Source organism: Moorena sp. SIO2C4 (assembly GCF_010672485.1).
GTDB classification, from domain to species: domain Bacteria; phylum Cyanobacteriota; class Cyanobacteriia; order Cyanobacteriales; family Coleofasciculaceae; genus Moorena; species Moorena producens.
In genome coordinates this window covers 1-9604 of record NZ_JAAHGN010000173.1, presented here as the reverse complement: position 1 = coordinate 9604, position 9604 = coordinate 1, and the positions used below count along the sequence as shown (strand labels likewise).

Below are 9604 nucleotides of genomic sequence, written 5' to 3'. Positions count from 1 at the left end.
TATCCCACGTGACGCTGAGCGTATGTTTTTGCCCGTCAATGAATTGTCTGTAGTCGACGGCGTTGGACTGAACCCCGGAGTTTTCGCCAATCTCGAGGCGAAGCTCGGTATTTTTTAGCTGGATGCTGCTGGTGCTACATTTCCTGACCCGAAAACAGGAGTTAAAGCTCACATTGAGCACCTGAAGGCATATGCCAGTACTGATATGATTAACGAGCCCCCGATAGTAGACCCTCGTTTTGACTATGTGCCCAGAGGTGTTGCTCCTTCAGTTTATGACTTAGGCAGACGTTGGAATCCAGATTTGGAGTACGGGAATCAGATTATGGTACTTATTAAACAGCTTTATGGTGTTTTTTGAAGGATGAAGAATGTAATACGTCATACTTCACACTTAATACTTAACACTTGATACTTCACACGTCATACTCAATTGTTAACTACTGCCTAAAACAAACAAACTCAGAAGCGTACCACTATTCCAGAGACTATGGAGCAGCATGGGAGCTAGGAGATTACGCGATCGCGTGTAAACGAATCCCAAGACAATTCCCAATGTGGCTAGGGGTAGGACTTCTGAGAGACTCAAATGAGCGATCGCAAAAATCAGACTACTTAATGCGATCGCTCCCCAAACTGGTAGATAACGAGTCAAAGAGGGTAACAAGAACCCTCGAAAGATTATCTCCTCAAACACTGGTGCTGCCACAGCTGCTGTCAGAAAAAATATCGTCAAAGCTATGCTGTCCTGTCCCTCCAAAGCTAGGGGCAACAGTGGGTTACTACCGCCATTTCCTTGCCATAACTGTTGGTTAATCAGAGATACCACAATCACCAAGGGGAGTGCTATCAAATAGCCACCGACTCCCCATACAATCCAGTTGCTGCGCCACTTGAAACGAAACCAATCCTGTGGCAGGGGCAAAAAGGGCTTAATGGAAAGGTACATCACTAACAAGCCCCCAAATGCCATGATTAGGTAAGTTAGCAACACATAGAAAGCACTCATCTGTACCGTAAAATTGGCTGGGTTAATCCCAACAATCCCCAGTGAGAGCCCAATTAAAAGCGGTAACAGGAGTTGACCGATGGCGAAAAAACCAAAAATCAGCACTTGCCAAATAATTTCCCCATCCCAAGCTGTTTTCCATGGGAGATTATGATTGGTTGCTAGAAGGGATTGCTGACCTTGAAACAACAACTGACCAACCAAGCACACTAAGATTATCAAACCCAATAGGGTGTTAAATCCTGGGATGACAGCGATAACGAATAATTTGACAATTGCTTGTTCAGCCGTTTCTTGTTCTTGGGTTTGGAGTGACAATAGGTCACTTTGGCGCTGCTGCACTTGATACAGCTGACTCAAAGCGCGATAGCGGAACCAATTATCTAAGTTTTGTTCAATTTTTTCCTCAGCATCTGGTAGTACCAGGGGTGGCTCACTCCATAGACCCATTAATACCCCAGCAGTTTCTAATGAGCCATTAGGGTATGTCTTTGCATCCCAGGTTTCAATAGCAGCATCGGTTTTTCCTTGTTGAGCTTGGAGAATTCCAATACGCAAATCCAGCCGAGCAATCAGCTGTTCGATGTCAGACAATGACTCTTGCAATTGCTGCTGCTCTGAGGGATAGGAGTTTTCGGTCAGGGGAGTGGCTGGTGATTGTGATGGCGCTCCATCATTTGGTGTGGTTACCTTCCCTATGGAAAATTTTTGGAGTTTGGTCAGAACCTTTGACTGATTGGTCTGAGCCAATTGACGGGCTGTTTCATACTGTTTTTGAGCAGATTGAAACGGCTCAGCACCAATTAAAGCATTTCGAGCCACAGTCCAATCTACCTTAGACTCCTGATTAGACTGCTCAGATGTAGCAGAATCAGAGGTTGTTTTCTGCCACTCCCAGCCATGAAGTACTAGATTGGTTTGGCGAAGTTCCAGATTAGTTTGAATCTGGGGCTGACCCCAGCTTTCTACCAGAGAAAGGCCAATTCTAGCGATCGCAAAAATCGTCAGTACAATTAAAACCAACCGTTTTATAGTCATCGAACCCCCCAACACACAAGCATTTTGCTCATTAGTTACTAGTTATTTTTTGCTGCTCAATGGACTACTAACCAATAACTAGTCACCAACTTTACACTGCCAGTTTAGGGATGATCTAGCTAGGTTACAATGACCTTGATGATTCGGAATCATCTGAGTATACCCAGTATACATTTGTCACCCTAGCTGACCCGGCTGAACCATATACCTGCTCATGGAGGAATAAGAGATTGGCTACCCGCGTCGTTATTGTCCGTCACGGTCAAAGTACTTACAACATTCAGCAGATCATTCAAGGACGCAGTGATCAGTCAGTCTTGACCGAAAAAGGTCGTGCTGATGCCCAAAAAGTTGGTACTGCCCTCAGTAGCCTCAGCTTTGATGCCATCTACTGCTCCCCTTTACAACGGGCAAAGCAAACCGCAGATATTATCCTATCCTATTTGCCAAACCCTCCCCAGTTACAGCCATCAGATCAGCTGATGGAAATCGATTTACCCCTTTGGCAAAATCTCCAAAAGAACGAAGTTAAGGAAAAATTCCCAGAAGACTACCAACGCTGGAAAGAACGCCCCCACGAATTTTCCATGGTCATTCCCACAGGGGTCGGGTCTAAAGAACACTTTCCTGTGCTTGAACTATACAAACAAGCAGAGCAGTTTTGGCAAGAGGTTATCCGCCTCTATCAAGGAGGTACGATTTTAATCGTAGCCCATAATGGTATCAATCGCTGCTTAATTAGCAGTGCCATTGGGGTAACTCCTGCTCGTTACCATAGTATCAGGCAATCCAATTGTGGCATCAATGTGCTCAATTTCACTGGTGGTTGGGGAGAAACCGTACAATTGGAATCCCTCAATCAAACCTCCCACTTGGGAGAAACCTTGCCAAGGTCAAGCGCACCTAAGGGAGATATTGACCTTGGGTTGCGTCTGTTGTTGGTGCGCCACGGTGAAACCGATTGGAATCGTGCCTCTCGCTTCCAGGGACAAATTGATGTACCTTTAAATGAAAATGGTCGTAAACAAGGACAGCAGGCGGGTGAGTTTCTAAAAGATATCCCCATTGATTTTGCAGTCAGTAGCCCCATGCTGCGTCCTAAGCAAACTGCTGAAATTATTCTCCAGTCTCACCCCAATGTCAATTTACAAGTTGATGATGGACTCCGGGAAATCAGTCATGGCTTATGGGAGGGCAAATTAGAATCAGAGATTTCCCAAGAGTATGGTGACTTGCTCAATCAGTGGAAAGTTGCCCCAGAAACGGTACAAATGCCAGAAGGAGAGAACTTACAGGATGTTTTGGAAAGGGCAGTGCCATCCTGGAATGGGATAGTTAAATCAGCTACGGCATCTGGTTCTGGATTTCAGACTGGCTTAGTGGTGGCTCATGATGCTATCAATAAAGTAGTACTTTGTGACATTCTTGGCTTGAGTCCAGCATTAATTTGGAGTATCAAGCAGGGAAATGGGGCTGTCAGCGTAATTGATTATCCCCAAGGCTTAGACAAAGCCCCAGTATTGCAAGCGATGAATATCACCACACACCTATCTGGAGGTGTATTGGATAAAACAGCCGCTGGTGCGCTGTAGCTAAACAATACGATCAATTTCCATGCTTTGGGGTAAGTATGTTGAAGGTTGGTTGAAGGTTGACCCTAAGCCAAAGTGTTACAGTCAACCTCGCCGACAAAGGATGCTTAAGGCGAACAACCTTCAACATTAACTTGATGTAGTCAACAGCAAACTGCTAAATGCAAAACTCATCAACACCACACAAGCAAATCCGCACCCATGTTTTCATTTCCGGAAGAGTTCAAGGAGTTGGTTATCGTTACTCCACAATGCTTCAAGCTAAGCATCTAGGGGTGAATGGCTGGGTGAGAAATCTTCTTGATAAGCGTGTGGAAGCGGTGTTTGAAGGGAATACCGCAGCAGTAGAAGCTATGGTGCGTTGGTGTCATACCGGACCGTTAAATGCTGTGGTTGACAATGTGGTGGTTAAGAATGAGACACCGGAAGGTTTGCAGGGATTTGAAATTACCCACTAATCGGTATAGTTGAGCTTAGTTGTCAATGGGTTCGCTTAGCGTGACCATAGGTTAATCTCGTAGCCTGATCTACCGGCAACCCCGTTGACAACTAACCATTGACAACTATAAAAGTCTATACTAGATGCTTATAGACTAATAGATATCAGGAATTAAGGAATTTCCTATGTCTACAGAAGATGCTCCCATCAATAGTGCTGTCTTAGTCACCATCATTGGTGAATCAGTAATTCGAGAAAGCCTTGTGAAGCTCATCAAAAGCCACGGGGCTACTGGTTATACTGTTAGTGATGTACGGGGAGAGGGGGGTCACGGCAAACGCCTAGGAGATATTCCGGGCTACAACACCAATGTTGAAATTAAGACGATCGTATCCCGGGAAGTGTCTGATGCAATTCTGCGTGCTATAGCCGAATACCGGAAGCGTCACGCTTTAATTGCCTACCGACAGGATATAGAAACGTTAAGCAATTAAAGCAGCGATCAAGTGATCACAAGTAATCACCAGTTAGTTAATCTAACCAATCATCGATTTTCTGGCTGCGATAGACACGCCTAGACTTTGGACTTCCCTGATTCTGACTCCCAGTTTTACTTTCACTAGCTTCGGTGGTTACAGGATTAACTTCCCGTTTATATAAGTCTGACTTACGATATTGGTTCTTTAATGGTGATTGCTTCTGGGGTTTAGGCTTGGGGTGTCTATTTTTCCAACCGAGAGTTCTTTGTAAAGACCGCAATTGGGCATGAGCTTCATTGATTTGTTGCAGCTTGCAGTGAGCTTTCTGTTGTAGCCGGGGATTACCAGAAAAACGGTCAGGATGCCATACCCAGGTCAAATCGAGGTAGCCCTGGTGAATCTCCTCCTGTGAAGCTCCAGGCTCCAGCTCCAGGATTCTGTAGTATTTCTCTACCTCTAACATTTACAATATCCTCTTCCGACAGTGACAGGAAAATCAATTAGTAGACACAAAGAAGCCCAAACAAACTTGTCGGGGCAAATTTCACGCTGTGATCAAAACCCTTGAGTCAGTTCCTAACTAAAAAACTCAGGACTTTGACACTTAGAACTAACAAACTTTTTCTTTTATAGCTACCTACTTAGTGCAGGGTAAACACATCTTGTTTTGAAATGCTTACTCGATATAAGAGTGATTTGATAAGTAATTTTGCTTATTAATTTGACAATCTTTTCTGAGTAAGGCTTCTAGAATTTAGATGCGTTTGCCCTGCTAGTTAGTCAAGTAAACAATAAATTTAAGTCTGAATTAATTGCCAGTCAATTGCAGCAAAAAAACACATCAATTTAAGAAATATATAGTTTCTAGTCTTTAGTTAACGTAAGTTCATGGTTTGACAGCAAACCTCTACAGCCTTGATTAGCCCTGATTAGCCCTGATTAGGTAACAAAGGGACAAGGCTGAAAAATAAAATAAATATTAAAATAAATCTAAAATAAATCTAAAATTAGTCCAAAATGGCTATGCATTATGGGATAATTATAAGATTGTCAAGGCAATCGCATTAACAATTCCTCAGTTATTATTTGTGAGAATGAAGCTGGCATCAAGAGTTGGTCAAGTTACCCCTTCCTTAACTTTAGCCATTGCTGCTAAAGCCAAAGCCATGAAGGCAGATGGGATTGATGTTTGTAGTTTTAGCGCTGGAGAACCGGATTTTGACACTCCCGCTCATATTAAAGCAGCCAGTAAGCAAGCCCTGGATGAAGGAAAGACTAAGTATGGTCCAGCCGCTGGGGAACCGAAGCTAAGAGCTGCGATCGCAAATAAACTGCGCCATGAGAATAACCTCAATTACGATACACAGAACGTTATTGTCACCAATGGCGGTAAGCAATCCCTATTCAACTTGATGCTGGCTCTGATTGAAGTGGGAGATGAGGTGATTATTCCTGCTCCCTACTGGCTTTCCTATCCAGAAATGGTGAAGCTGGCTGGTGGTAAACCTGTGATTGTTCCTACAGATGCCACTCAAGGGTACAAAATTACACCGGCTCAGCTCCGTTCATCCATTACACCCCAAACTAAATTATTTATTCTCAACTCTCCGTCTAATCCCACCGGTATGGTTTATACTCCCGCAGAACTAAAAGCCTTGGCGGAAGTAGTGGTAGAGCAAGATATTCTGGTGGTTTCTGACGAAATTTACGAGAAAATTCGGTACGATGGGGCTCAACACCTTAGTATTGGGGAAGTAAGCTCAGAAATATTCAAGCGCACTATCATTAGTAATGGGTTTGCTAAAGCTTTTGCTATGACTGGCTGGCGTATCGGTTATATAGCAGGTCCAGTAGAGCTAATTAAAGCAATGACCACGATTCAAAGTCATAGCACCTCCAATGTTTGTACCTTTGCTCAGTATGGTGCGATCGCAGCTTTGGAAGGTTCCCTTGACTGTGTAGAACAGATGCGCCAAGCCTTTGCCCAACGGCGACAGGTGATGTTAGAGCGGCTCACGGCCATGGCTGGACTGACTTGTCTGAAGCCAGACGCTGCTTTCTACTTATTCCCTAACATTAGTCAAACGGGTTTAAGCTCTTTGGAATTTTGCGATCGCTTACTCAGTTCCGAGCAAGTTGCTGCAATTCCTGGTATTGCCTTTGGTGCTGATGATTGTATCCGTCTTTCCTATGCTACGGATATGGCTTCCATTGAGAAGGGGATGGATCGCTTGGAAAAGTTTTTGCATCAAGTCAATGGCCACGGATAAAATTCGGGGGCTTTCCATAGCTTTGTGATCACAATTTTGTGATCAGTTGTTGCCATTCTCGACAAACGTTGATACCTCTGTTCTGCTGTCGATAACTAGCAACTTTTGCTTCAACCACGAGCAGAAAAACTACCACCAGCGATGCAGAGGTGCGACCCGTGGCGAATTTAATTCGCCAACGGAAAGCGCACCTAAGCGGTCTTGGGGGTTTCCACGGGGCTTACAAGGTGCGGACGCAGGTTCCGCACACAGCCCCTCCCCATGAGCGACTGCATCAAGAAATAAAGTGAACATCACTGAAGGTTTCGATCCACAGACGAGCGCCACAAGGCAGTGGGTTATCCGGCTGATACGTAATCCGGCAAGGACCAAGGATTTCTACTTGGTTGCCGTATAAATTGTTGCCACTTCGTTTTACTGAAATCACTGGCTTGCGCTCTTCCGGACTTTTGTGGATATTGGAGCCAATGTGATTGCGGTTGACATTAATCTTGGCTAGACCTGGAGTACGACTGGTACGCCATTTTCCTTTTGGTCCTCTAGTACCTTTAATGATTTGGGGCAGATTGTTGAACAGGGGAATAATCCAGAATTTCCCACTTTTATAGGCACCCCGGACGCGACCCTTTTCAAGGAGTTGGCGCAATCGCCGAGGAGAAATACCTAAAAGAGATGCGGCTTCAGTAGTACAAACGCACTTATTCATAGTTGTCTCCAAAAACTATACCGATAAAACTATTATAACTTAAAAAGTTACCTTATTGTCAAAGTTCTAGTAAACTCACTTATAAAGTAGGATGATTATTAATAACTAACTTTAGCGGTAGAGTTATTTTTGGCGTTGCGTCAGTCTTCGCGCTGAATAGGAGTAGAGTGGGCATCCTGCCCGCCCGACAATAAGCATGAAACTGGCAAGATGCCAGTTCTACACAAGATGCCAGTTCTACACAAGATGCCAGTTCCACGCAAACATGCCCATTCCACAAAACTATTAAAAATTAAGCAACGCCTTATTTTCTAAGTCCGTCAAAAAGTGATCTTTAGGGATCAGTGTAGGAATTGTGATAATTTTTGTTTTCTACTCCGAGATCCGCTGTTCCCTATTCCCTTTGCTATTAGTGCCAAAGTTCAAGTAAACCCAGAAGCCCAATACTGACCCGTGGACAGTATTGGGCTTCTGAAGTTAATTAGTTTGGTTTAATGTGAAAATACTGTAAACACTCAAGCTAATCGTTGAGTCCAACTCAACAAGCGTGAGACAATCCCTGTGGCTAGGTTTTGGCTCGACTCTTGGGAATCGTCGGGAAAAATATAACCCACTGGTACCACAATCAGGGTAATGCCCCGCCGACCAACAACTGTAACTGGGTCTTCAGGTTCAAGGGTGACTTGAAAATCGGAGCATACTTCTGCTGGCCAGTAAGTTGCTTTATACTTGACTCGTCCTGGCTTATGAGGAGTAATTGTCTTTTCTACCTTGCCAGTGCCAGGCTCTGAGAATAGGTTCATCTCTTCCATGGTGGGGTTTTTAGTTGATTCCATTTGCTGCCTGCTCCCTGAGCTTTACCTTACCTTTAAACTCTACTTTCGTTATCTAAAGCCTGGTGAGGTATCCCATGCCACTATTTAAACCTGTACACAATCCCGTGGTAGTTAGGGTCTTGGCAATATTTGGCTCTAATCCTAGCTCTGTCTATTATTGGAGCCTGCTATGCCTAAGGTGATAGGTCGTTCTTTCGATAGACAGTTGCTTAACTGGCAACTTGTCCACGTGACAGCTCCTACAGTGAACCTGTAAGGTCAGTGTAGGCTTCCCAGCCAATCCGGGTATCCCTTAGGAGGCGCTGGGCTTTAAGAACGGACTGCCCTTCCGCTCTATTTTTTATGTTTATTGCCGCATTGTGATCACGTTCGCGTAGCGTCGCCTTCGGCGAATCAAGACTGCATCCACAATGGGGACAATCATGCCAACGGATATGCAGCTTTTTAGGTACTTTTTTGCCGCAACTGGAACAATTCTGCGAAGTATTTCGGGCACTTACTGGGATCGTTAACAAGCCAGCATTTAAGGCTTTGCTTGATAGGATTGTCAGAAAGCTTGACCACCCGGCGTCTAACACAGACTTAGCCAATCGGGTTTTATTTAGTCCCTTGACGTTTAATTTTTCGTGAGCAATTACATCATATTTTGACAACAAATATTTGGCGGTTTTAAAATGGAAGTCTTTCCGCTTGTCAGCAACTTTTTTGTGTTGTATTCCAAGTTGCTTAATAGCCTTGAGCCGATTTTTTCCTCCCTTCTTCCTTCGAGATACTCGTTTTTGTATTACTTTTAAGCGTTTTTGCGCTTTTCGGTAATATTGAGGAGTCTTAATGGTTTCCCCTTCGGAAGTAGTTAAAAATTCTTTAAGTCCAACGTCAATACCGATGATTGAGCTAGGATTAAGGTCAGCCTTGGTTTCAGGAATTGTTTTGTCTTCTAGGGACAAAACCAAATAGTAGCCATCACACTTTTTAGTGACTGAGGCTGTTTTTATTTTGAACCCATCAGGAATGGTGCGGTGTAAGACAATTTTGACTTTTCCTATTTTAGGCAAATCAATCAATTCACCTTGCAAGCACCCCTCTTTCATTTGGGGATAAGTAAAGGTGCGATAACGGTGTCTCTTTTTGAATCTGGGTCTGCCGCTTTTATTTCCGTTTTTGTCTCCCTTGATGAATCGATCAAAAGCTAACTTAACCCTTTTGACAGCATCCACGCTGATAGCTGAATGCTT

12 protein-coding genes are annotated in these 9604 nt (G+C 44.0%); 6 read left to right on the top strand and 6 right to left on the bottom strand.

Annotated features, from left to right (window positions below; genetic code table 11):
* Positions 1–205: 205 nt before the first annotated feature.
* Complete coding sequence (locus F6K20_RS11960; RefSeq protein ID WP_287294813.1) at positions 206–361, top strand: hypothetical protein; 156 nt, start codon at positions 206–208, stop codon at positions 359–361.
* A 75-nt stretch (positions 362–436) separates the two neighbouring features.
* On the opposite strand, the gene F6K20_RS11955 is transcribed toward F6K20_RS11960, so the two are convergent.
* A complete protein-coding gene (locus F6K20_RS11955; RefSeq protein ID WP_287262971.1) occupies positions 437–2047 on the bottom strand; it encodes a CPBP family intramembrane glutamic endopeptidase in 1611 nt (536 codons plus the stop codon).
* Between the two features lie 230 nt (positions 2048–2277).
* On the opposite strand from F6K20_RS11955, the gene F6K20_RS11950 reads away from it, so the two are divergent.
* From F6K20_RS11950 to F6K20_RS11940, 3 genes are all read left to right on the top strand, one after another.
* Positions 2278–3639: a histidine phosphatase family protein gene (locus F6K20_RS11950; protein ID WP_008188306.1), complete on the top strand. Its 1362-nt coding sequence runs from the start codon at positions 2278–2280 to the stop codon at positions 3637–3639.
* 161 nt (positions 3640–3800) lie between these two features.
* On the top strand, positions 3801–4097 hold the full coding sequence (locus F6K20_RS11945) for an acylphosphatase (protein WP_287265133.1): 297 nt from the start codon (positions 3801–3803) through the stop codon (positions 4095–4097).
* A gap of 166 nt (positions 4098–4263) precedes the next feature.
* Positions 4264–4572, top strand: coding sequence for a P-II family nitrogen regulator (locus tag F6K20_RS11940; protein ID WP_287265132.1), 309 nt, complete (start codon positions 4264–4266; stop codon positions 4570–4572).
* A gap of 37 nt (positions 4573–4609) precedes the next feature.
* Here F6K20_RS11940 and F6K20_RS11935 read toward each other — a convergent pair whose 3' ends face one another.
* Positions 4610–5020 carry a J domain-containing protein gene (locus F6K20_RS11935; protein ID WP_008188298.1) on the bottom strand — a complete coding sequence of 137 codons (411 nt, stop codon included), beginning with the start codon at positions 5018–5020 and terminating at the stop codon, positions 4610–4612.
* A gap of 631 nt (positions 5021–5651) precedes the next feature.
* On the opposite strand from F6K20_RS11935, the gene F6K20_RS11930 reads away from it, so the two are divergent.
* Together F6K20_RS11930 and F6K20_RS11925 are read left to right on the top strand one after the other, a co-directional pair.
* Complete coding sequence (locus F6K20_RS11930; protein ID WP_287265131.1) at positions 5652–6827, top strand: pyridoxal phosphate-dependent aminotransferase; 1176 nt, start codon at positions 5652–5654, stop codon at positions 6825–6827.
* Between the two features lie 158 nt (positions 6828–6985).
* Positions 6986–7117 (top strand): hypothetical protein, encoded by a 132-nt coding sequence (locus F6K20_RS11925; RefSeq protein WP_287294809.1) that lies wholly within the window; start codon positions 6986–6988, stop codon positions 7115–7117.
* Here the strand turns inward: F6K20_RS11925 and F6K20_RS11920 are convergent.
* The 4 genes from F6K20_RS11920 to F6K20_RS11905 all read right to left on the bottom strand — a co-directional run.
* Complete coding sequence (locus tag F6K20_RS11920; RefSeq protein WP_008188291.1) at positions 7102–7533, bottom strand: helix-turn-helix domain-containing protein; 432 nt, start codon at positions 7531–7533, stop codon at positions 7102–7104. The two genes, F6K20_RS11925 and F6K20_RS11920, sit on opposite strands and share 16 nt — an antisense overlap.
* A gap of 79 nt (positions 7534–7612) precedes the next feature.
* A complete protein-coding gene (locus F6K20_RS11915; protein ID WP_131827196.1) occupies positions 7613–7813 on the bottom strand; it encodes a hypothetical protein in 201 nt (66 codons plus the stop codon).
* Between the two features lie 235 nt (positions 7814–8048).
* Positions 8049–8369 carry an NfeD family protein gene (locus F6K20_RS11910; RefSeq protein WP_008188289.1) on the bottom strand — a complete coding sequence of 107 codons (321 nt, stop codon included), beginning with the start codon at positions 8367–8369 and terminating at the stop codon, positions 8049–8051.
* A gap of 239 nt (positions 8370–8608) precedes the next feature.
* The coding region (locus F6K20_RS11905; RefSeq protein WP_287294807.1) for an RNA-guided endonuclease InsQ/TnpB family protein at positions 8609–9604 on the bottom strand (996 nt) is incomplete at its 5' end.

Coding starts and splice junctions, on each gene's coding strand:
- F6K20_RS11940 (WP_287265132.1), top strand. CDS start 4,264: ATGTCTACAGAAGATGCTCCCATCAATAGTGCTGTCTTAGTCACCATC.
- F6K20_RS11910 (WP_008188289.1), bottom strand. CDS start 8,369: ATGGAATCAACTAAAAACCCCACCATGGAAGAGATGAACCTATTCTCA.
- F6K20_RS11945 (WP_287265133.1), top strand. CDS start 3,801: ATGCAAAACTCATCAACACCACACAAGCAAATCCGCACCCATGTTTTC.
- F6K20_RS11935 (WP_008188298.1), bottom strand. CDS start 5,020: ATGTTAGAGGTAGAGAAATACTACAGAATCCTGGAGCTGGAGCCTGGA.
- F6K20_RS11955 (WP_287262971.1), bottom strand. CDS start 2,047: ATGACTATAAAACGGTTGGTTTTAATTGTACTGACGATTTTTGCGATC.
- F6K20_RS11920 (WP_008188291.1), bottom strand. CDS start 7,533: ATGAATAAGTGCGTTTGTACTACTGAAGCCGCATCTCTTTTAGGTATT.
- F6K20_RS11930 (WP_287265131.1), top strand. CDS start 5,652: ATGAAGCTGGCATCAAGAGTTGGTCAAGTTACCCCTTCCTTAACTTTA.
- F6K20_RS11960 (WP_287294813.1), top strand. CDS start 206: ATGATTAACGAGCCCCCGATAGTAGACCCTCGTTTTGACTATGTGCCC.